This window comes from Streptomyces sp. CG 926 (assembly GCF_003148825.1).
Classification (GTDB): domain Bacteria; phylum Actinomycetota; class Actinomycetes; order Streptomycetales; family Streptomycetaceae; genus Streptomyces.
In genome coordinates, this window is the sequence record NZ_QGGZ01000001.1 from 1,183,654 (window position 1) to 1,204,894 (window position 21,241).

At 73.5% G+C, this 21,241-nt stretch carries 19 protein-coding genes; 5 read left to right on the top strand and 14 right to left on the bottom strand.

Annotated elements, in window-relative coordinates; all coding sequences use genetic code 11:
- Positions 1 to 39 precede the first annotated feature (39 nt).
- The 7 genes from BCL76_RS04810 to BCL76_RS04840 form a co-directional block, all read right to left on the bottom strand.
- Positions 40 to 2,598 carry an FtsX-like permease family protein gene (locus tag BCL76_RS04810; protein ID WP_109778224.1) on the bottom strand — a complete coding sequence of 853 codons (2,559 nt, stop codon included), beginning with the start codon at positions 2,596 to 2,598 and terminating at the stop codon, positions 40 to 42.
- 90 nt (positions 2,599 to 2,688) lie between these two features.
- The gene (gene recX, locus BCL76_RS04815; protein WP_109778225.1) at positions 2,689 to 3,255 is read right to left on the bottom strand and encodes a recombination regulator RecX; all 567 of its coding nucleotides are present in this window, start codon (positions 3,253 to 3,255) and stop codon (positions 2,689 to 2,691) included.
- Positions 3,256 to 3,258: 3 nt separating this feature from the next.
- Positions 3,259 to 4,368, bottom strand: coding sequence for a recombinase RecA (gene recA / locus BCL76_RS04820; RefSeq protein ID WP_109778226.1), 1,110 nt, complete (start codon positions 4,366 to 4,368; stop codon positions 3,259 to 3,261).
- Positions 4,369 to 4,579: 211 nt separating this feature from the next.
- On the bottom strand, positions 4,580 to 5,449 hold the full coding sequence (locus tag BCL76_RS04825) for an SMI1/KNR4 family protein (protein WP_258309304.1): 870 nt from the start codon (positions 5,447 to 5,449) through the stop codon (positions 4,580 to 4,582).
- Entirely contained in the window at positions 5,446 to 5,775 is a 330-nt protein-coding gene (locus BCL76_RS04830; RefSeq protein WP_146228316.1) for a deoxyxylulose-5-phosphate synthase, read from the bottom strand. Before BCL76_RS04830 ends, BCL76_RS04825 begins: the two co-directional genes overlap by 4 nt.
- A 382-nt stretch (positions 5,776 to 6,157) precedes the next feature.
- A complete protein-coding gene (locus BCL76_RS04835) occupies positions 6,158 to 6,628 on the bottom strand; it encodes a hypothetical protein (protein ID WP_146228317.1) in 471 nt (156 codons plus the stop codon).
- A 98-nt stretch (positions 6,629 to 6,726) separates the two neighbouring features.
- Positions 6,727 to 7,350, bottom strand: a complete 624-nt coding sequence (locus BCL76_RS04840) for a class I SAM-dependent methyltransferase (protein WP_109778228.1) — start codon at positions 7,348 to 7,350, stop codon at positions 6,727 to 6,729.
- A 167-nt stretch (positions 7,351 to 7,517) separates the two neighbouring features.
- On the opposite strand from BCL76_RS04840, the gene BCL76_RS04845 reads away from it, so the two are divergent.
- A complete protein-coding gene (locus BCL76_RS04845) occupies positions 7,518 to 8,273 on the top strand; it encodes a Clp protease N-terminal domain-containing protein (RefSeq protein WP_109778229.1) in 756 nt (251 codons plus the stop codon).
- Here the strand turns inward: BCL76_RS04845 and BCL76_RS04850 are convergent.
- Both BCL76_RS04850 and BCL76_RS04855 read right to left on the bottom strand, forming a co-directional pair.
- A complete protein-coding gene (locus tag BCL76_RS04850; protein ID WP_258309327.1) occupies positions 8,227 to 9,417 on the bottom strand; it encodes an AI-2E family transporter in 1,191 nt (396 codons plus the stop codon). The genes BCL76_RS04845 and BCL76_RS04850 overlap by 47 nt on opposite strands.
- Positions 9,418 to 9,547: 130 nt before the next feature.
- A complete protein-coding gene (locus BCL76_RS04855) occupies positions 9,548 to 9,742 on the bottom strand; it encodes a DUF3046 domain-containing protein (protein WP_030766163.1) in 195 nt (64 codons plus the stop codon).
- 81 nt (positions 9,743 to 9,823) lie between these two features.
- On the opposite strand from BCL76_RS04855, the gene BCL76_RS04860 reads away from it, so the two are divergent.
- Positions 9,824 to 10,843 (top strand): hypothetical protein, encoded by a 1,020-nt coding sequence (locus tag BCL76_RS04860; protein WP_258309305.1) that lies wholly within the window; start codon positions 9,824 to 9,826, stop codon positions 10,841 to 10,843.
- Here the strand turns inward: BCL76_RS04860 and BCL76_RS04865 are convergent.
- The 3 genes from BCL76_RS04865 to BCL76_RS04875 form a co-directional block, all read right to left on the bottom strand.
- Complete coding sequence (locus BCL76_RS04865) at positions 10,812 to 11,120, bottom strand: AzlD domain-containing protein (protein WP_109778230.1); 309 nt, start codon at positions 11,118 to 11,120, stop codon at positions 10,812 to 10,814. The two genes, BCL76_RS04860 and BCL76_RS04865, sit on opposite strands and share 32 nt — an antisense overlap.
- Complete coding sequence (locus BCL76_RS04870) at positions 11,117 to 11,836, bottom strand: AzlC family ABC transporter permease (protein ID WP_109778231.1); 720 nt, start codon at positions 11,834 to 11,836, stop codon at positions 11,117 to 11,119. Before BCL76_RS04870 ends, BCL76_RS04865 begins: the two co-directional genes overlap by 4 nt.
- A 173-nt stretch (positions 11,837 to 12,009) precedes the next feature.
- Positions 12,010 to 12,858: an AraC family transcriptional regulator gene (locus tag BCL76_RS04875; RefSeq protein WP_109778232.1), complete on the bottom strand. Its 849-nt coding sequence runs from the start codon at positions 12,856 to 12,858 to the stop codon at positions 12,010 to 12,012.
- Positions 12,859 to 12,938: 80 nt separating this feature from the next.
- On the opposite strand from BCL76_RS04875, the gene BCL76_RS04880 reads away from it, so the two are divergent.
- The 3 genes from BCL76_RS04880 (at position 12,939) to BCL76_RS04890 (ending at position 19,829) form a co-directional block, all read left to right on the top strand.
- Entirely contained in the window at positions 12,939 to 17,528 is a 4,590-nt protein-coding gene (locus BCL76_RS04880) for an ATP-dependent helicase (RefSeq protein ID WP_109778233.1), read from the top strand.
- Between the two features lie 659 nt (positions 17,529 to 18,187).
- A complete protein-coding gene (locus BCL76_RS04885; RefSeq protein ID WP_109778234.1) occupies positions 18,188 to 18,982 on the top strand; it encodes an Fpg/Nei family DNA glycosylase in 795 nt (264 codons plus the stop codon).
- Positions 18,983 to 19,058: 76 nt separating this feature from the next.
- Positions 19,059 to 19,829 carry an SDR family NAD(P)-dependent oxidoreductase gene (locus BCL76_RS04890; RefSeq protein ID WP_109778235.1) on the top strand — a complete coding sequence of 257 codons (771 nt, stop codon included), beginning with the start codon at positions 19,059 to 19,061 and terminating at the stop codon, positions 19,827 to 19,829.
- Positions 19,830 to 20,195: 366 nt separating this feature from the next.
- Here the strand turns inward: BCL76_RS04890 and BCL76_RS04900 are convergent, their stop codons facing one another.
- Both BCL76_RS04900 and BCL76_RS04905 read right to left on the bottom strand, forming a co-directional pair.
- A complete protein-coding gene (locus tag BCL76_RS04900) occupies positions 20,196 to 20,576 on the bottom strand; it encodes a helix-turn-helix domain-containing protein (protein WP_030012484.1) in 381 nt (126 codons plus the stop codon).
- Between the two features lie 109 nt (positions 20,577 to 20,685).
- A complete protein-coding gene (locus BCL76_RS04905; RefSeq protein ID WP_109778237.1) occupies positions 20,686 to 21,195 on the bottom strand; it encodes a CinA family protein in 510 nt (169 codons plus the stop codon).
- Positions 21,196 to 21,241 lie beyond the last annotated feature (46 nt).

Sequence of the window (21,241 nt, forward strand, 5' to 3'; positions counted from 1 at the left end):
ACGCCCCCGGGGCCGCGAGGCCGGATCCCCGTACGGGGGCTACCCCTTCGCCGTGGCGACAGCCACCGGCGCCATCCGCAACGCCACCCTCCCCGGGAGGGAAGTGGCTGCCAGGGCCAGCACCCCGGCCACCCCCACCACCGCCGCGTAGGCCACCGGCAGCACCGCGGGAGCCGCCACCCCCGTCATGCCCACGCTGAACGCGGTCAGTACCGCCAGCGCGATCCCCGACCCCAGCGTCGTCCCGATCAGGACCACCGCCAGCGCCTCCGCCCGCAGCATCCGCAGCACCTGCCGGCGCTTCGCCCCGGCCAGCCGCAACATCGCGAACTCCCGGAACCGCTCGGCGGTCGACATCGCGAGCGTGTTCACCACCGCGATCGCGGTGAAGGCCAGTACCAGCCCCATGGCCAGCAGGTTGATCTCCGCCCCGGCGTCCTGCCGCTCCGCCCGTGCCGTGTCGGCGTCCGCCGCGGAGAGCACCCGTACGCCCGGGAACGCCCCCACCGCCGCGGCCAGTTGCTTCCGCCCGATGCCCGAATCCGGTGCCGCCGCCACCAGCACGCTGCCGGCCAGCGGATTGTCCGCGTGCGCGGCCACCAGCCCGTGCGGCAGCGTCAGATCGCCGAAGCCGAGCCCTCGCGCGTACACCGCCGAGACCGTCAGCGTGACCGGGGTGCCGTCCCCCAGCGTCAGCTGCAGAGGACTCCCCGGCTTCAGGCCCAGTCGGTCGGCGGCGAGTTCGCTCACCGCCGCGCTCCCCTCGCCGAAGCCGTCCAGGCTGCCGCCGGTGACCTGGGGGTCCCAGGTGCGGGTCAGCCCGGCCGGGGTCACGCCCTGCGCGGCGTACTTCGTCAGGCCCACCCGTACCGACGTGTGCACGATCTCGGTGGCCGCCGTGACCCCGGGGGTACGCCGGATCCGCTCGGCGGCCTCCCGGGTGACTCCGGGCCCTGGCCCCTGTGCGGCCAGTACCCACTGGGCCCGGATCCCGTCGCGGGCCTGGGCCCGGGCGGCGTCCCCGAGCGTCGGGGTGATGAAGAGCACGGTGCAGGTCATACCGATCAGCAGCGCGAGCGGGGTGACGGCGGAGGCCATCCGCGTGGCGTTCCCGCGCAGGTTGGCGGTGGCCAGGTGGCCACCGGGACCGGCGAGCCGCAGCGGGCCGGCGAGCAGCGCGGTGGCGGCCCGTACGAGCGGCGGGCCCAGCAGCGAGAGGGCCCCGACCAGTACCACCACGGCGAGGAAGGTGACCGGGGTCGAGGCCGGCTCGGTGCGCAGCGTGCCGAGTACGACGACCAGCACCGCCCCGCCCGCCAGCAGCAGCACGCCGAGCACGCTGCGAAGCCAGCCGGGCCGCCCCCGCTCGACGGCGGCTTCGGCGAGCGCCTCGGCGGGGCGGATCCGGGCGATCCGGCGGGCGGTGATCCGGGCGGCGGCCCAGGACCCGAGCAGGCAGGCGGCGACGGCGGCGAACATCGGGAAGACGCCGGCGGTGCGCTCCAGGGTGACGGGGACGACCCCGCTGTCGACGAACCGGCCGTGCAGCCACGCGGCGAGCGGCAGCCCGGCGAACGCTCCGGCGACGCCGGCGGCCAGGCCGACGAGCAGCGCCTCCCGGCCGATCATGCGCCGTAGCTGCTCGGGCGTGGCGGCGATGGCCCGCAGCAGGGCGAGTTCGCGGTAGCGCTGCCGGACGGAGAGCGTGAAGGTGCCGACGACCACGAGGATCGCGACGAGCAGCGAGGTGCCGCCCATCGCGCCGCCCATGGAGACCAGCTTGATCCGGGCGCCGGCGGCGTCGAGGAATTCGACGGGGCCGCGCTCGTCGCCCGTGGCGACCTGCGCGGTCGTGCCCCGCAGCGCCCGCTCGACCCGGGCGGCGAGCTCGGTGGCGCCGACCCCGGGTGCGGGCAGCACTCCGATGGCGCTGACCTGGCCGGCGCGGGCGGCGAGCCGCTGGGCCTCGTCCTCGCCGAAGAAGAGCGCGCTCTGCCGGTCGAGGTCGCCCCGGTCGGTCTTCGCGACCCCGCTGACCCGGTACGTCCTGGGCTCTCCGGTGGACTGCACGGCGAGTTCGGAGCCGGGACGCAGTCCGGCGCGGGCGGCGAGCGCGCGGTCGACGACGACCTCGTCCCCGCTCTGCGGGGCGCGGCCCTCGGTGAGGGTGAAGGGGGTCAGTGCGGCGGAGCTCCAGGCGTGCCCGTACGAGGGCGCCGGCTTTCCGGGGGCCTCGACCAGCGGAACGGCCTGGAAGGTGAGCTCGGGGACGGCCCGCTCGACGCCGGGCACGGCGCGGACGGTGTCCACGGTGGCGGCGGGGAGCCAGGCCCGTTCGGCGACGGGCTTGGCCTTGTGCTTGGTCTTGGTCCGTCCGCCCTTCTTCTCCTCGACCGTGGTCTCGTGGACGTTCTGGTCGGCGGAGACGAGGACGGGTGCGGCCGCGTAGCGCTCGGTGCCGATCTTTCCGCGGAGTCCCGTTTCCAGGAGCGTCCCGCAGGCGGTGACGAGGGCGGCCGCACACAGCAGCGCGACGAAGGCGCCGAAGAAACCGGCCTTGCGGTCCCTGACGGTCTGAAGGGCGTAACGCAGCATCATGCGGCCAACTCTGCCGCCGTGCCCGGCGCCTGACATTGGCGTGTCCCGGCGTCCGGCCCCGGGGGTTACCCCCACCCCGGGCCTACCGGCTCACTCCCCGGGATACCCCAGGTCGTCGGCGTCCTCGCCCTCCGCCTCCAGCGCGCGGCGCACGACCCGCAGGGCCATGCCCTCCGGGTATCCCTTACGGGCGAGCATCCCGGCGAGGCGCCGGATCCGCTTGTCCCGCTCCAGGCCCCGGGTGGAACGGAGTTTGCGCTCCACGAGCTCCCGGGCGGTCTGCTCCTCCTGGTCGGAGTCCAGCAGCTCCAGGGCCTCCTCCACGAGGGTGGCGTGCACCCCCTTGGTCCGGAGTTCCTGGGCCAATGCCCGACGGGCCAGGCCCCGGCCGCGGTGCCGGGACTCGACCCAGGCTCCGGCGAAGGCGGCGTCGTCGATCAGGCCCACCTCCTCGTACCGGGAGAGGACCTGCTGCGACACCTCCTCGGGGATGCCCCGCTTGTGCAGGGCGTCCGCGAGCTGGCGCCGGGTACGCGGGCTCCCGGTGAGCAGGCGCAGGCAGATCGCCCGCGCCTGCTCCTCGGGGCTCTGGGGCGGCAGCTCCGAACGGCCCTCACGGCCGCCTCGGCGCTCGCCGCCCCCTTCCTGCTCGCGCACGGGTCAGCTCTTGGCCACGGCGGCCTTGGCCGTCGTCTTGGCCTTCGTCGCCGGGGCGGGCACGGCGGTGGCCGCGGCGTCGGTCGCCTCCGCACCGGCCTCGGCCGCGGCGTCCTTGCGGACACCCACGCCCAGCTTCTCCTTGATCTTCCGCTCGATCTCGTTGGCGAGGTCGGGGTTGTCCTTCAGGAAGTTGCGGGCGTTCTCCTTGCCCTGGCCGAGCTGGTCGCCCTCGTACGTGTACCAGGCGCCGGCCTTGCGCACGAAGCCGTGCTCCACGCCCATGTCGATCAGACCGCCCTCGCGGCTGATGCCCTGGCCGTAGAGGATGTCGAACTCGGCCTGCTTGAACGGGGGCGCGACCTTGTTCTTGACGACCTTGACACGGGTGCGGTTACCGACCGCGTCCGTGCCGTCCTTGAGGGTCTCGATACGACGGATGTCGAGACGCACGGAGGCGTAGAACTTCAGCGCGCGACCACCGGTGGTGGTCTCGGGCGAGCCGAACATCACACCGATCTTCTCGCGGAGCTGGTTGATGAAGATCGCGGTGGTCTTGGACTGGTTGAGCGCACCGGTGATCTTCCGGAGTGCCTGGCTCATCAGTCGGGCCTGAAGACCGACGTGCGAGTCGCCCATCTCGCCCTCGATCTCCGCTCGCGGCACGAGGGCCGCCACGGAGTCGATGACGATCAGGTCGAGGGCACCGGAGCGGACCAGCATGTCCACGATCTCCAGCGCCTGCTCGCCGGTGTCCGGCTGCGACAGGATGAGGTTGTCGGTGTCGACGCCGAGGGCCTTGGCGTACTCGGGGTCGAGCGCGTGCTCGGCGTCCACGAAGGCGACGGTGCCGCCGGCCTTCTGCGCGTTGGCCACGGCGTGCAGGGTCAGGGTCGTCTTACCGGAGGACTCCGGGCCGTACACCTCGATCACACGGCCGCGGGGCAGCCCGCCGACGCCGAGGGCGATGTCCAGCGCGGTCGACCCGGTGGGGATGACCTCGATGGGGTCGTTCGGCTTGTCGCCGAGGCGCATGACCGCACCCTTGCCGAATTGCCGTTCAATCTGTGCGAGAGCGGCGTCGAGAGCCTTCTCGCGGTCGGTGCCTGCCATGGGTTCCACCCGGTTTGCTTGAGTCGATCGCTTCACGTCACTGACGCTAGTGCCTGCCACTGACAATGCGCCTCCACGAGCGTTTCGGCTGTGGATAACCCATCAGAATGGATGTTCGATTTCCCTGTCAAGCGCGCCACGCCCACCCCGCTCCCACCTGCACCGCTGCCCGTCGGCGTCGGCATCAGCACCTCGCCCGGTCGCGGCCCCGCTACTCCTCCTCGTCCTCGTCCGTGACCGCGTCCCAGGCCTCCAGCGTGGTCCCCGCCGCGGTGGTGATCTCCAGCACCTCGCATTCCATGAGCTCGGCGGCGGCGAAGAGCCGCCGGCGGACATGCTCCGCGTCCTCGGGCGGGAAGGCGATCCGAATCGTGTGAGTGTCGGGGGTGTCGTAGGTGAACAGCCAATCGGTGTCGACGGTCGCGAAGTGGTCCTGTCCGCTCCCGTCGCGCTCCGAGCGCCACGAGCCGCGGTCCGTGGTGGGAGCCAGAGCCGTACGCAGGCGCCGCAGACGCTCGTCATGCGGTAAGGGCCCCTCCGACAGGAGCAGGCACCGGTCGACGCGGGGCCGGAAGGTGTTGAACCAGGGCGCCAGGTCCGCCTCCGCCGCGCCGAGCAGGTCGGAGCGGACGCGGCCGCCGACCCAGCCCTCGACGAACCCGACCGCGCCCGTGCGGAGGGTCTCGTACCAGCCCTCGCTGCTCCACACCACGACGGGCCACTCCTCCGGCTCCCCGTCGGTGAGCCAGCAGAGCCGGTCGGCGTCCATGGTGGTGCCCCAGATCAGCAGCCCGCCCGGCGCCGGGTGCAGTGGGTACGGGTAGCGCTCGCCACCCAGGTCGGCCGATTCCGTCGGATGCGCGCTCTGCCACTCGATGCCGTTGTACTTGCTAGCGCCGAACGGTGTGCGGAGGTAGAGGAAATCCCGGAACTCCCCCCATCCGTAGGTGGCGACCAGCCACTTGTAGTCGTCGGGCAGCCGTACCCCGACCGCGGTCTCGGCGGCGGTCCAGTCGCCATGGGCGTCGATCGGCACGGTCGGCGGCGTCACGAGCCGCGCCAGGGTGTCGTAACCGGTCACGGCAGGTCGCGCAGGACGAGCGCCTCCGCGAAGGGCGTACCGGTCCGCTCCGCGTACGTCATCCGCTCCCGCACCTCGTGCAGGGTGCGCGGCCGGTAACCGGGCCCGCCGCAGCAGCTCTTGTGGAACCGCACGCCGGCGTTCAGCAACACGGCGAGGGTCCGCCACCCCGCGGCGTCCCGGCGCGGGGGCGGGGCGAAGGCCGAGCCCACATGGATCAGGGTTCCCGTACACCGCGGACAGACCCGCTCCCGGTCCCTGTCGTAGGGCTGCTTGTACGAGGCCCGGCAGGGCAGGCAGACGTAGGAGGTCTTCGCATGAGCCATGCGAACAGCGTAGGCAGCGCCCCTCGCGGGGATCGACCCGAATACCGTGGGAGCCGCCCGCGCCCGCGCGAAGGGGCCGTCCGCCGGTCGCCGGAGAAGCTCCGGAAGCAGATCTCCTCCGGCCTGCCGTGGGCGTCGTGCAGGATCGCGCACCTGCCGAACCGCCGTCGTTCGGCCGGCGGTTCCATGGCCGTGACGTGGGCCCGCGTGAGGCGGTCGGTACCCGCCACGCGATGGGCCTCGGCAGGCCGAACGGGCCGCACGGTGCCGTGGTCGGGGTCCTCGCCCGACTGCACGATCCTCCCCATGTCCAGGATCGAGTGCGTTCCCCTCCCCCTCGGGCCCGTCCTGGACGGATCAGGCCCGTTCAGGTCAGGTCAGGTCACTTGGCCGTCGCCAGGCCCGCCTTGATCATCGAGACGGTGCTCACCAGTTTGGGGAGGCCTTCCGTCTGGACCCCCCTGATGCCCCGGGAGATCTGGCTCTCATCCTTCTTCGCGGCCCCGTCGGCGCATTCACCCGCACCCCGACGGAAGCCGCCGAGGGCTTCCTTCCAGTACCGCTGGGCTGCTTCGTCCGGGATCGGGTCGAGCTTCTCGGCCTCGGCGGTCCGGGCCAACAGGTCCTGGCAGGCCGGGCCTTGGACGTCGATCGTGCGCATGCTCACCTCGTTGACCCGGCCGGCGTCCTCGTTCAGCTTCCTGATCTGGGCCTCGCCACCCGAGCTGTACCACTCCTCCAGCTTCTCGGCCGGGGTCCGGGAACAGCCCCCGAGCACCGACACGCCTGCTGCGACGGCCACGAGGGCGACGGCGACGCGGGTCGCCCCGGGGACACGCACACGGAATCTCATGGAATCTGGAACCCCCCTGGATCGGTCCGACCGATGCTGCCAGGGAGCCTTCCGGCCCGTGTCCCTCGTGATGGTTTCGTGACGGGTCGCCGATGCGGTCAGCGGGAGACCGCCGTCCCGAGGGATTCGGCGCACAGGAACTTCGGCGCGCCCTCCTCGTAGAAGACGTCGAGGGCGGTGATCGTGAATCCCGCCGCCACCAGCAGGTCCGGGGCGGAGCGGGTGAGGTGACAGCCGCCCAGGAGCCGCATGTTCAGCGGTTCGAGCCGGCGCTGCAGGCGGCGCACGCGCCGGTCCCCTTCCGGGGCGAGTCCGTGTTCGACGAAGTGCAGGGTGCCGCCGGGCTTCAGTACGCGGCGCAGCTCGCGCAGGGCCGCCACGGGGTCCGGGATGGTGCACAGCGTCCAGGTGGACAGCGCGGAGTCGAAGCCGCCGTCCTCGAAGGGCAGGCACTGGCCGTCCAGGCCGGCCCGTCGGACCGGGACGCGGGCGTCCCGTACGCGCTCGGCGGCCAGCCGCCACGCGACGTCGGACGGCTCGACCGCCGACACGCCCGTGACGCCCTGCGGGTAGAAGGGGGCGTTGTGTCCCGCGCCGAAGCCGATCTCGACGACCTCGCCCGTCAGTCCGTGGCAGACCCGGCGCCGCAGCGGCCGGGCCGTCTTGGCCCCGCAGGCGAGGTCCAGGATCCGCGGCACCGCCTGCTCGGCGTAGAACCCCATGGCGACCTCCGCGTCTCGCGCCCTTCCGCCCAGGATGGCACCGCGGACCCGTGCGCACGACACCCCGTGCGCACGACACACCGCCGACCGACATCCGACCGACCGACATCCACCAACTGACAACCCAAGGTTGACACTCGCCGAAGTGTCAACCTAGGGTTGCCTCTATGACGAACCCTTCGGTGGAACCCGTTCGCATGACCAATCCGGTACGCCTCGACGACCTGATCGAGGCCATCAACAAGGTCCACACCGACCCGCTGGAGCAGCTCAGCGGCGCAGTCGTCGCGGCTGAGGCCCTCGGCGACGTCGCGGACCACCTCATCGGCCACTTCGTCGACCAGGCCCGCCGTTCCGGCGCCTCCTGGACCGACATCGGCCGCAGCATGGGCGTCACCCGCCAGGCGGCCCAGAAGCGCTTCGTACCCAAGGCGGACAAGGAGGGCGCCGGCGGCCTCGACCCGAACGCGGGCTTCGGCCGCTTCACCCCCCGCGCCCGCAACGTGGTCGTGACCTCGCAGAACGAGGCCCGCTCCGCCGGCAACACCGAGATCCGCACCGAGCACCTGGTGCTCGGTCTGATGGCCGAGCCCGACGGCCTCGCGGGGCTCGCCCTGCGCGCCCAGTCGGTCTCGCCGGACGACGTACGGGCCGCCGTGGCCGCCGTACTGCCGCCGGCCCAGGAGCAGGTCCCGGACCTCATCCCCTTCGACGCGTCGGCGAAGAAGGCCCTCGAACTCACCTTCCGCGAGGCCCTGCGCCTGGGCCACGACTTCGTCGGTACGGAGCACCTCCTGCTCGCCCTCCTGGAGCTGGAGAACGGCGAGGGTCCGCTGAGCGGCCTCGGTCTGCGCAAGGACGCCGTCGAGGCGACCGTCAGCGAAGCCTTGGCAGCCGTACGCGTCGACGTCGACGGGAAGTAGAGGACTCCGCGTCCCGCGTCAGCTCGTAGCGCTTGACGTACGCGCCGAGGAAGGACTGCAGCGTGGCGACGGCCGGGATCGCGATCAGCGCCCCGACCGCGCCCAGCAGTGCGGTGCCTGCGATGACCGATCCGAAGGCCACCGCGGGATGGATGTCCACGGTCTTCGAGGTCAGCTTCGGTTGGAGGACGTAGTTCTCGAACTGCTGGTAGATCACTACGAAGCCGAGTACGTACAGCGCGTACCAGGGATCGACGGTGAAGGCGAGCAGCACCGGCAACGCGCCCGCGAGATAGGTGCCGATGGTGGGGACGAACTGCGAGACCAAACCCACCCACACGGCGAGCGCGGGCGCGTACGGCACCCCGAGTACGGCCAGCACGATGTAGGTCGCGACACCGGAGATGAAGGCCATCAGCCCGCGCGAGTAGAGGTACCCGCCCGTCTTGGCCACGGCGATCTCCCAGGCACGCAGCACCTCGGCCTGCTTCGCGGGCGGCAGTACGGAGCACAGCGCGCGCCGCAGCCGCGGTCCGTCGGCGGCGAAGTAGAAGGAGAACAGCCCGATCGTCAGGAGCTTGAAGAGTCCGCCGAGCACGGTGGCGGACACGTCGAGCACGCCGGAGGCGCTGTTCTGCACGTACTTGCGCAGCCAGTCGGAGCGCAGCACGCTCTCCTGGATCTCCAGCCGGGACAGTTCGGTGTGGAAGGTGGAGTTGATCGCCTTGATCACCGCGTCGATATAGCCCGGGAAGCCCTCGACCATGGCAACGATCTGCCCGGCGAGCAGCGAGCCGAGCAACGCGAGGAAGCCGGCGGTCACGACGAACACCGCGAGGAACATCACGAAGGTCGCGAGCCCGCGACGCATACCGGTGGCCGCCATCCTGGCCACCGCCGGCTCGATCGCGAGCGCGAGGAAGAACGCGATCAGGATGTTGACGAGGAGGCCTATCAGCTGGTGGAAGGCCCAGCTGCCGAGCTGGAAACAGGCCACGAGGGCCAGTACGAGGATCACGGCGCGCGGCAGCCAGCGCGGCATGCGCGCGTCGTCCGCGGCGCCGGTCGCACCGGAGGGCGGCGGAGCCGGCGGCTCGGGCGGAACCGGCGATGTCGCCTCCTCCACCCGCACCGGCGGTGTCACGCCTCGCGCCTCGGCGGACTGATCGGTCGTCTCTTCACTGGCTGCCACGGCGCCAAGTCTGTCCCACGCGCGCCCACCACCGCGAAACAGCGCGCCGGCCAAGGGAGGTCAGGGCGGGGTCAGGGCCGGGTCAGCGCAGCGACGCCGGCACGTCCATCGCCGAACACACCGCGCGCCACACGTCCTTGGTCTCCCAGCCGGCGTCCAGCGCCTGCTGGACTGTGCGCCCGCCCAGCTCCGTCATGACGTGGTCCCGCGCGAAGGAGTCCGCGTAGGCCGCGCCGAAGTGCTCCGCCATCCGTTCCCAGAAAATCGTCAACCGCATGCCCCCAGTATCCCGCCCCGGGAGAGTGCACCGCCCGCGTTCGACCCTCCCCGTCGCACCACCGCGTCCTAGGTTGCACGCATGCCCGGAGACGAAGCTTCCTCGCAGACCCCGCCATCCCCACAGCCCTCGCAGATCGCACAGCCCCCGCAGACCGCGCAGCCCCCACAGACCGCGCTGACCCGCGCCGAGGGGTTCATCTGGCTCACGGCCCGCGTGCTGGAGCAGCGGCGGTTCGCGTTCCACTTCCTCGGCGGGGACGCCGACCCGGTGGACACGGCCCTCGGCTCGTATCTCAACGCGGACGGAGGCTACGGTCACGCACTCGATCCGGATCTTCGCGGACCGCTCAGCCAGCCCCTGCACACCGCGCACGCGCTGCGCGTGCTCGACAGCCTGGGCCGCTGCGCCGGACAGCGCATCGAGCGGCTCTGCCGCCATCTGACCGGGGTCTCCACCGTGGACGGCGCACTCCCGGTGGTCTTCCCGGCCCCCCGCGACTATCCCGCGGCCCCCTACCACCCGATGCACGACGACCCGCCGGGCGAGCTGCTGACCACGGGCCCGGTCGTCGGCGTACTGCACCGCAACCGCGTCTGGCACGCCTGGCTCTTCCGGGCCACCGACTTCTGCTGGGACCGGGTCGAGAACCTACGGCACTCGCATCCCTACGAGGTCCAGAGCGCGGTGGCCTTCCTCGACGGCATCCCCGACCGGGCGCGCGCCGCGGCGGCCGCGGACCGGCTGGGCCGGCTGGTGCGCGAGCAGCGGCTCGTGGTGCTCGACCCGCTACGGCGGGCGGAGTACCCGGAGGCCCCCGGCTACGCACCGGGCGAGCGGCTGTATCCGCACGACTACGCGAAGCGGCCGGAATCGCTGGCCCGCGGCTGGTTCACCGACGCGGAGCTGCGCCGCTCACTGGACCTCCTGGCCTCCGAGCAGCAGCCGGACGGAGGCTGGCCGGTGCGCCGGCGGGCCTGGGCGCCGGGGAGTTCGCTGGAGCGGCGGCCGATCGCCACCCTGGAGGCCCTGCTCACCCTGCGCGCGTACGGCCGCCTGCCCGCGACGGTCAGCCACCCAGGGCCCGTACCCCCGCGGTGACGACGACGGCGGCGGCGACCACGACCAGGAACGGGGCGCGCAGCAGCAGCGCCAGCCCGGCGGCCGCGAGTCCGGCGGCGCGGGCGTCGACGACGAGCGCTGATCCGGTGCTGAAGGTCTGCTGGGCGGTGAGCGCGGCGAGCAGGGCGACCGGCAGCAGGGCGGCCAGGCGGCGCACCAGCGGCCGTTCCAGGGCCCCGGCGGGGACGAGCAGCCCGGCGAGCTTGACGGCGTAGCAGCCGACGACGGTGAGGGCGATGGCGATCCAGACGGTCACGGACGGCGTCCCTTCATCCACAGCACGACGGGGGCGGCCAGGGCCGCGATCAGCACGGGCACGCCGGCGGGCAGTACGGGCAGGAAGCCGAGCCCGAGGACCAGCGCGAGGACGGCGACCGCGCGCTCGGTGGAGGTCTTCAGCATCGGTGCCAGCAGCGCCAGGAAGACGGCGGGTCCGGCGGCGTCCAGGCCCCAGGCCCGGGTGTCCCCGATGGCCTCGGCGCCGAGCGCGCCGAGCAGGGTGGTGAGGTTCCACAGCGCGTAGAGGGTGAGCCCGGTGACGGTGAAGCCGAGTCGGGCCGACTTCCGGTCGGGCTGGGCCAGCGCGACGGCGGTGGTCTCGTCGATCACCCAGTGCGCGGCGAGGGGCCGCACGGGCCGGGGCAGCTGGAGCAGCTGGGACAGCCGCAGCCCGTAGAAGGCGTTGCGGGTGCCGAGGAAGAAGGCCCCGGCGGCGGCGGTGAACGGGTTCCCTCCCGCCGCGAGCGCTCCGACCAGGGCGAACTGCGAGGCGCCGGTGAAGACGAGCAGGCTGAGCACACAGGCCTGCAGGGTGCTGATGCCGGCCCCCGCGGCGGTCACCCCGAACGCGAACCCGGACAGCCCGACGGCCACCCCGACCCCGAGCGCGTCGCGTACGACGGCGGCCCGCGGTCGCCCTTCGGCGACCTCCTCGGCGACCCCCTCGGGGGTCTCCTCGGGGGTCTCCTGCATCACTGCTCGATGTTCTCCCACGCCCCGAAACTACGCGGGACGGGGCGGGCCGGTCTTGTACGTTCTTGCGCGCCCTGGTGCCGCGGGGCGGGGGCGGTGCGCGGTCGGTCCGCGGCCGACCACGCGGCGAGGTGCCCGGTCCGGCGGGCCCGGCGCGATGCGCAAGAGACGGCCTAGCCGGCCCGCTCCCGCCGGTAGGCGCCGGGCGGCACCCCCACGATGCGGGTGAAGTGCCGGTTCAGGTGGGGCTGGTCGGTGAAGCCCACGGTGACGGCCGCCTCCGCGGGCGCCGTGCCGGCGTCGAGGAGCCGGCGTGCCTGCCGGACGCGGGCGTCGGTCAGCCAGGTGTGCGGCGGCATCCCGTACCGCTCGCGGAAGGCACGCAGCAGGGCGAAGGGGCTCGTGCCCAGCTCCGCGGCGAGCTGCTCCAGCGACGGCGGGTCGGCCATCCGCTCCTGCAGTACGGCCCGGGCGGCGGCCGCGTCGGCGCCGCCCGCGCCGCGGATCGTCCGGGCGGGCAGCGGTCCGGCGTGCCGGGTCAGCATCCGCGCCACCACGCCGCGCAGCAGGGTGTCGGCGGCCAGGGCGTTCCCGGCCTCGGCGGCCCGGTGGACCTCGATGACGGCCTGCGAACCCGGCGCGTCGTAGATCATGTCGGCGGTGAAGCCGGGGGTGCCGCGCAGCATGCCGATCTCCTCGGCGACCTCGGTGATCAGCTCGCGCGAGGGGTAGAGGGTGGCGTACGCCCAGCCCTCGGGCACCCCGGCGCGCGCGGTGTGCGGTACCTCGGGGTTGATCAGGACCACGCTGCCGGGGCCGGCGCGCACCACGTGGCCGGGGAGCCCGATCTCCTCTATGCCTCCGGTGACGGCCGCGATGACGTACCCGTCGTGCGCGTGGCGCGGGAACGTGTGGCGTACGTAGCGGGCGCGCAGCAGGTCCAGCCCGGGCAGTTCCGCGTACTGCCAGTGCCGTGCCCACTCCCGGCGGCCCCCGGCCCCGGCGCCCTCGTCCGTCCCCATCCCCCCATTCTGCGCCTCGCCCGCGTCCCGCGTTTCCCCAGGTCCGGCCCGTTGTCAGTGGCCGGGTGCACGATGGGGGCATGGCAGGCGCTGCGCTCGACTCGTTCTCCCCCGCGACCCGCTCGTGGTTCACGGGGGCCTTCGTCACGCCCACCGACGCACAGGAGGGCGCCTGGCGGGCGATCGGGGAGGGCTCGGACGTGCTGGTGGTGGCCCCCACCGGCTCGGGCAAGACCCTGGCCGCGTTCCTCGCCGCCCTCGACCGGCTCGCTTCGACCCCGCCGCCCGCGGAGTCGAAGAAGCGCTGCCGCGTGCTGTACGTCTCGCCCCTGAAGGCGCTGGCCGTCGACGTGGAGCGCAATCTGCGCTCCCCGTTGACCGGGATCCGTCAGGAGTCGGTCCGCCTCGGCCTGCCCGAGCCGGACATCCGGGTGGGGATCCGCTCCGGGGACACCCCGCCCGCCGAACGGCGGGCGCTGGCCACCCGCCCGCCGGACATCCTGATCACGACGCCCGAGTCGCTGTTCCTGATGCTGACCTCGGCGGCCAGGGATGCGCTGGCCGGGATCGAGACGGTGATCCTGGACGAGGTGCACGCGGTCGCCGGGACCAAACGCGGCGCCCATCTCGCCCTCTCCCTGGAGCGGCTGGACGAGCTGCTGCCGCGCCCGGCGCGCCGGATCGGGCTGTCGGCGACGGTCCGGCCGGTGGACGAGGTGGCCCGGTACCTGGCGCCGCGCGGCAAGGTGGAGATCGTCCAGCCGCCGTCGGCCAAGGAGTTCGACCTGTCGGTGGTCGTCCCGGTGCAGGACATGGGCGAGTTGGGCGGATCCCCCGCGACCGAGGGCAAGGAGGGCGGGGACAAGCCGTCGATCTGGCCGCATGTGGAGGAGCGGATCGCCGACCTGGTGCAGGCGCACCGCTCGACGATCGTGTTCGCCAACTCCCGCCGGCTCGCCGAGCGGCTGTGCAACCGGCTCAACGAGATCGCGTACGAGCGCGCCTTGGGCGAGAAGCCGCCGGAGGGCAAGCCCCCGGCCGAGATCATGGCCCAGTCGGGGGCCGCTCTGGGCGCTCCGCCGCTGCTGGCCCGCGCGCACCACGGCTCGGTGTCCAAGGAACAGCGGGCGCTGGTGGAGGAGGACCTGAAGGCGGGTCGGCTGCCCGCCGTGGTCGCCACCTCCAGCCTGGAGTTGGGCATCGACATGGGCGCGGTGGACCTCGTCGTCCAGGTGGAGTCCCCGCCGTCGGTGGCCTCCGGGCTGCAGCGGGTGGGCCGGGCCGGGCACCAGGTGGGCGCGGTCTCCACCGGGGTGGTCTTCCCCAAGTACCGCGGCGACCTGGTGCAGGCGGCGGTGGTCACCGAGCGGATGCGCACGGGGGCGATCGAGTCGCTGCGGGTGCCCTCCAACCCCCTCGACGTCCTGGCGCAGCAGCTGGTCGCGATGGTCTCGATGGACACCTGGCAGCTGGACGACCTGCTCGCCCTGGTGCGGCGGGCGGCGCCCTTCGCGGCGCTGCCGGAGTCGGCGTTCACGGCGGTGCTGGACATGCTGGCCGGGCGCTATCCGTCGGACGCCTTCGCCGAGCTCAGGCCGCGGGTGGTGTGGGACCGGGTGGCAGGGACGATCACAGGGCGGCCGGGTGCCCAGCGCCTCGCGGTCACCTCGGGCGGCACCATCCCCGACCGCGGCCTCTTCGGTGTCTTCCTCGCGGGTTCCGACCCCAAGAAGGGCGGCGGCCGGGTCGGGGAGCTGGACGAGGAGATGGTCTACGAGTCCCGCGTCGGGGACGTCTTCACCCTGGGCACCACCTCGTGGCGGATCGAGGACATCACCCGCGACCGGGTCCTGGTCACCCCGGCCCCCGGGGTGCCGGGCAGGCTGCCGTTCTGGAAGGGCGACCAGCTCGGCCGGCCGCTCGAACTGGGGCGCGCGGTCGGTGCGTTCCTCCGCGAGCTCGGCGGCCTCGGCGAGGAGGACGCCCGGCTGCGGCTGGTGGCGGCCGGCCTGGACGCCTGGGCCGCCGAGAACGTCTTGGCGTACCTCGCCGAACAGCGCGAGGCGTGCGGTCACGTCCCCGACGACCGGACCATCGTGGTCGAGCGCTTCCGCGACGAATTGGGCGACTGGCGCGTCGTGGTCCACTCCCCCTTCGGCGCGCAGGTGCACGCCCCGTGGGCGCTGGCGCTGGGTGCCCGCCTCGCCGAGAAGTACGGCATGGACGCGCAGGTGATGCACGCCGACGACGGGATCGTGCTCCGCCTGCCCGACGCGGACCTGCTGTCCATGGACCTCCTGGACCACGACCCGGCCGCTCCGCACGGGTTCGAGTTCGACGACGAGAAGGCCCCGCTGGGCGCGGCCGATGTCGCCTTCGACCACGGTGACATCAACCAGATCGTCACGGACCAGGTCGGCGGCTCGGCCCTGTTCGCCTCCCGTTTCCGTGAGTGCGCGGCGCGTGCCCTGCTCCTGCCGCGCCGTAGCCCCGGCCGGCGCACCCCCCTGTGGCAGCAGCGCCAGCGCGCCTCCCAGCTGCTGCAGGTGGCCTCGGAGTTCGGCTCGTTCCCGATCGTGCTGGAGGCCGTACGGGAGTGCCTCCAGGACGTTTTCGACGTGCCCGGCCTGACCGAGCTGATGGGGGACATCGAGGCGCGCCGCGTCCGCATGGTCGAGGTCACGACCCCGGAGCCCTCGCCGTTCGCCCGTTCCCTCCTGTTCGGTTATGTGGCCCAGTTCCTCTACGAGGGCGACTCGCCCCTGGCGGAGCGCAGGGCGGCGGCCCTGTCGCTGGACTCCCGGCTGCTGGCCGAGCTGCTCGGCCAGGCGGAGCTGCGTGAACTCCTGGACGCACAGGTTCTGGAGGAGCTGGAGTGGGAGCTCCAGTGGCTCACCGAGGACCGGCGGGCCAAGGACCCCGAGTCGGTGGCCGACCTGCTGCGCCTGCTGGGCCCGCTGACGCGGGACCAGTTGACCGAGCGCGGGGCGGATCCGGCCTGGGCGGGGGAACTCGTCGCGGCCCGCCGCGCCATCCCGGTCAGGATCGGCGGCGCGGACCACTGGGCGGCGATCGAGGACGCGGGCCGGCTGCGGGACGCGCTGGGCACGGCACTGCCCGTCGGCGTCCCGGAGGCGTTCACCGAGCCGGTCAAGGACCCGCTCGGGGACCTGCTCGCCCGGTACGCCCGCACCCACGGGCCCTTCACCACGGCCACCGTCGCCACCCGCTTCGGCCTGGGCGCGGCGGTGACGGAGGGCGCCCTGCACCGGCTGGCCGCGGCCGGCCGGGTCGTGCAGGGAGAGTTCCACCCGGCGGGCATCGGCCAGGAGTGGTGCGACGCGACGGTGCTGCGCAGGCTCCGCCGCCGCTCGCTCGCCGCGCTGCGCCAGGAGCTGGAACCGGTCCCGCCGACCTCGCTGGCCACCTTCCTCCCCCAGTGGCAGCACCTGGGCGGAGCCCTGCGCGGCCTCGACGGGCTGGCCCGGGCGATCGAGCAGCTCCAGGGCGCCCCGGTCCCGGCCTCCGCGCTGGAACGCCTGATCCTTCCGTCGCGGGTGAGCGGGTACTCCCCCGGCCTGCTGGACGAACTGACCACCGCGGGCGAGGTGGTCTGGGCGGGTGCGGGCGCCCTCCCGGGCAAGGACGGCTGGGTCTCGCTCTATCTGGCGGAGGCGGCCCCGATGCTGCTGCCCCCACCGCACCCACTGGAGCAGAGCCCTCTGCACCAGGCGGTCCTGGCGTCGCTGGCGGGCGGGTACGGGCTGTTCTTCCGGCAGATCGCGCAGTCGATCCGGGCCGAGTTCCCCGAGGTGTCGGACGTCGCGCTGTCCGAGGCGGTGTGGGACCTGGCCTGGTCGGGCCGGCTCACCAACGACACCTTGGCCCCGTTGCGCTCACTGCTCGGTTCGGGCCGCACGGCGGGCTCGACGGCCCATCGGGCCCGGCGCACCGTCCCCCGCGGCCGGTACGGCACGCTTCAAGCGACGGTGTCGCGTACCGGGCCGCCCACGGTCTCCGGCCGCTGGTCCCTGCTGCCGGCCGCCGCCCCCGATCCGACGCACCGGGCCCACGCCCTGGCCCGCACCCTCCTGGACCGCCACGGGGTGGTGACCCGTGGGGCGGTCGCCGCGGAAGGGGTGGAGGGCGGCTTCAGCGCGGTCTACCGCGTCCTGTCGGCCTTCGAGGACAGCGGCCAGGCCCGTCGGGGCTATGTGGTGGAGGGGCTGGGCGCGGCCCAGTTCGCGATGGACGGAGCGGTGGACCGGCTCCGGGCCGCCGAGCGGACCCCACCGCCGCTGGCTGCGGTGGTGCTGGCGGCCGCCGACCCGGCGAACGCGTACGGCGCGGCCCTGCCCTGGCCCGAGCCCCCGGCCGGGGCCACCCACAAACCGGGCCGCAAGGCGGGCTCCCTGGTGGTTCTGGTGGACGGGGAGCTCACCTTGTACCTGGAGCGCGGCGGAAAGACCCTGCTGGCCTGGCCCGCCCCGGAGGATCCGCGACTCGCGGCGGCCACGGCCGCGCTGGCGGCGGCCTCCCGCACGGGCACGCTCCCGGCCCTCACGGTGGAGCGGATCAACGCGGCGGCGGCCTTGACCTCGCCGTGGGGCCCGGCGCTGGAAGCGGCGGGCTTCCATGCCACCCCGCGGGGTCTGCGTATGCGTTCCTGAAAGCCGCGCGCGGCAGTGACCGCTCCGCTCACGTCCTGAACAGGTCGATCGCACCCCGCGAGGACGGCCCGACCGCTGCCCGCCAACCCCCGCGCGGGTAGGCCCGGCATGCCCGTCCCGGCCCCTGCGGGGCGACCCGGACCACCGCCTCACGCCCCACAAGGCCGAGCGGGCCGCTGCCCTGAACCCGGGGGCAGGTCGAACCCGCCGCCTCGGACCTCACGCCCCTGGGCCGACCCCACGACCCTGGGCCCTGACAGGGCGGAGGTCCGGACCGACTGCTGCCTCGTGCCCCCGCGAGGGCGGGCCTCGCTGCCCGCCAACCCCCGCACGGGTAGGCCCGGCATGCCGTCCCGGCTCCGGCCGGCCGGCTCCGCCGGTGAGCGGGGTCCCGCGCCCTGGGAGGAGTCCCCCCTGGCCGGGCGGCCTCGCGGGCGCCGCCCAGAACCGGCAGGAGCCGATCGGAGCAGCGCCGGACGGCGAGCCGGGACGGGTGACCAGCCCCGGCGTCCGACACCACGCCCGTCGAACCCCCGGCCGGCCGCACCCTCCCGGCGAGGCACGCCGCAGGCCCGCCCGCGCGTGCACACGCCGCGCCAGGTCCCGGGGCGTCACGACCCAGCCGCCCCGGCGGGGACCGGCACCGGCACAATGAAGCCATGCCCGAAGGCGACAGCATCCGGCGCGCGGCGACCCGCCTGCACACCGCCCTCGCAGGCCGCGTGCTCACCCGCAGCGACCTGCGCGTCCCCCGCTTCGCCCTCGCCGACCTCACCGGCCGGGTCACCCTCGACGTCACCCCCCGCGGCAAGCACCTCCTCGCCCGCTTCGAGGGTGGCCTCACTCTGCACAGCCACCTCCGGATGGACGGTGCCTGGAAGGTCTTCGCCGCCGGTGAGAAGTGGCGCGGTGGCCCGGATCACGAGATCCGGGCCGTCCTCGGCACGGCCGAGGCCACGGCCGTCGGCTACCGCCTCCCCGTCCTGGAACTGATCCGCACCGCCGAGGAAGACCGCGCCGTCGGCCACCTCGGCCCCGATCTCCTCGGCCCGGACTGGGATCCCGACCTCGCCGCCGCGAACCTCCTCGCCGCCCCGGAGCGCCCGCTCGGCGAAGCCCTGCTCGATCAGCGCAACCTCGCCGGCATCGGCAACATCTACAAGGCCGAGCTCTGCTTCCTGGCCCAGGTCACCCCGTGGACCCCGGTCGGCGCGCTCCCCGAGTCGACCCTCCCCCGGCTGGCCGGGGCCGCCCACCGGCTGCTGGCCGCGAACACCGGCGAGCGGCCGGGCCCGCGCAACACGACCGGCAGCCGCCGCCCAGGCCAGGACCTCTTCGTCTACGGCCGCGCACACCGCCCCTGCCTGCGCTGCGGCACCCCCGTCCGCGAGGCCCCCCAGGACGACCGCCCCACCTACTGGTGCCCCCGCTGCCAGCAGGGCCCGACCCCGTAGGCAGCGGGCACGGGCCCCAGGACGCACCACCGCACACCGATTGACGGTCCGTCAGATACGGTCGTACGGTCCCGGCATGCCCACACCCACGCACCCGTACGGCCTCACCGGCCGCACCGCCCTGATCACCGGCGCCGCCAGCGGTATCGGCCGCGCCACCGCCGTCCTGCTCGCCGAGGCGGGCGCGCACGTGCACTGCGCGGACCGCGACGAGCAGGGACTCGCCGAGACGGCCGCCCTCGTCGCCAAGGCCGGCGGCGTCGCCACCGTCCACCCCCTCGACGTCACCGACCGGGCCGCGCTCCGGGCGGCCGTCACCGCGGCGGGCCCGCTCGACATCACGGCCGCCATCGCCGGGGTCATGCACAGGAGCAGCGTCCTGGAGACGACCGACGAGGACCTCGACCGGATCCTGGACATCAATTTCAAGGGAGTCCTGCGCACCTGCCAGGAGGCCGCCCGTTCCATGATCGAGGCGGGCCGCCCCGGTTCCATCGTCACCATGGCCTCCGGCGCCGTGGACGCCGCCCAGCCCGGCCTGCTCTGCTACAGCGCCGCCAAGGCCGCCGTCGTCCAGTTGACCAAGACCCTCGCCACCGAGGCCGGCCCGCACGGCATACGGGTCAACGCCGTCGCCCCGGGATGGATCCGCACCCCCATGACCGGCCGCCACAGCCCCGAGGTCCAGCAGCAGACCGAGGCGGCGATGGTCCGCATGTCCCCGCTGCGCCGGGTCGGAGAGCCGCAGGACATCGCCCGGGCGGTGCTCTACCTGGCCTCGGACGCCTCGTCCTTCATGACAGGTCAGATTCTTCGCCCGAACGGTGGGGTGTCCATGCCCTGGTAGCCCCTTCGACCGCCGCCGACGCCTTGCGCCGCGCCTTGCGTACCGGGCCCGGCACACAGTGCACCGGCAGCAGCCCCAGCCCCCAGCCGCCCACCGCCACCGCGCCCTCCACGGCCCCGGACTCGGCGGGCGCCAGTACCAGCCGCAGCACGGCCCACCACCACAGTGCCCCCACCGTCAACGCGAGGACCGACACCGCGGGTATGCGCAGCAACCGCCGCACGACTGCCTCCCAGGGGCCGGAACCCGGACGGGCCCATCCTCCCGCACCCTCCGCGCCCCCGCACCCAGAACGGCCGGGAGCCCCGGCCGGTGCACCAGGCACCGGCCGGGGCTCCGGCCACGCTCAAACACGCACGTGCTCGCTCACGCGGCTACGACATTCACCGCTTCCGCAGGCGCCTTGATGGTCACCCGCTCCGGTCCACCCGTGACCGAAGCCATGGAGACCGAATTGAGCATCGGGCGGACCGGCACACTCACCGGTTCGCTTGCCGCGGCCGACTGTGCCAGCTCGGCCAGCGACAGTTCGTCACTGACTTCGCGCATCAGCTCGGACATCCGTACGTCCAACGCGTCGCAGATCGCGGAGAGCAGCTCGGAGGATGCCTCCTTCTGCCCCCGCTCCACCTCGGAGAGATAGCCGAGAGAAACTCGGGCCGACGAGGAGACTTCGCGCAGAGTACGGCCCTGGCGCTGGCGCTGCCGACGCAGCACGTCACCCAGCAGGCGACGGAGCAGAATCATCGGTGGCTCCCTCCTCTGACCGTGTAGCCGCATCCTTCACGCCCCACCGTACCGCCTCGCGCCGCGGCCGTGCGGGGAGCGATGTCGTGTTCACTCAGGGCTGCAAACATCAAATCCCCCCGTTCTGTTCCGTATCCTGCCCCCGCGCATTCTCGCGGAGTTGGTCCGAGAGAAGCCTGAGCACTGTGCGTGCACTCTCCCTACGAATTTCCGCACGGGAGCCTTTCAACCTCAGACGGACCGTTTTCCTGCTCCCCGGACCGTCCACCGCGACGAAAACGGTGCCCACCGGCTGCCCGTCCTGCGGCTCCGGACCGGCCACCCCGGTCGTCGAAATCCCCCACGAAGCGCCCATCACGCGCCGCACTCCGGCCGCCATCTCCGCCGCGACCTGCGCGTTCACCGCGCCTTCGGCCGCGAGCAGTCCCGCGTCCACCCCGAGGACCAGGTGTTTGATCTCCGTCGCGTACGCGGTGACCGAGCCGCGGAAGGATCGGGAGGCTCCGGGGACGGCCGTGAGCTCGGCGGCGACCATGCCGCCGGTCAGTGATTCCGCCACCGCGAGGGAGTGGTCACTCTCCGCAAGCAGGCGCAGCGCATCCGCAGCCACCTCGGTCACGTCCGCCGCTTCCGAAGCCGCTTCCGAAGTGGCTCCCGGAGCGGAT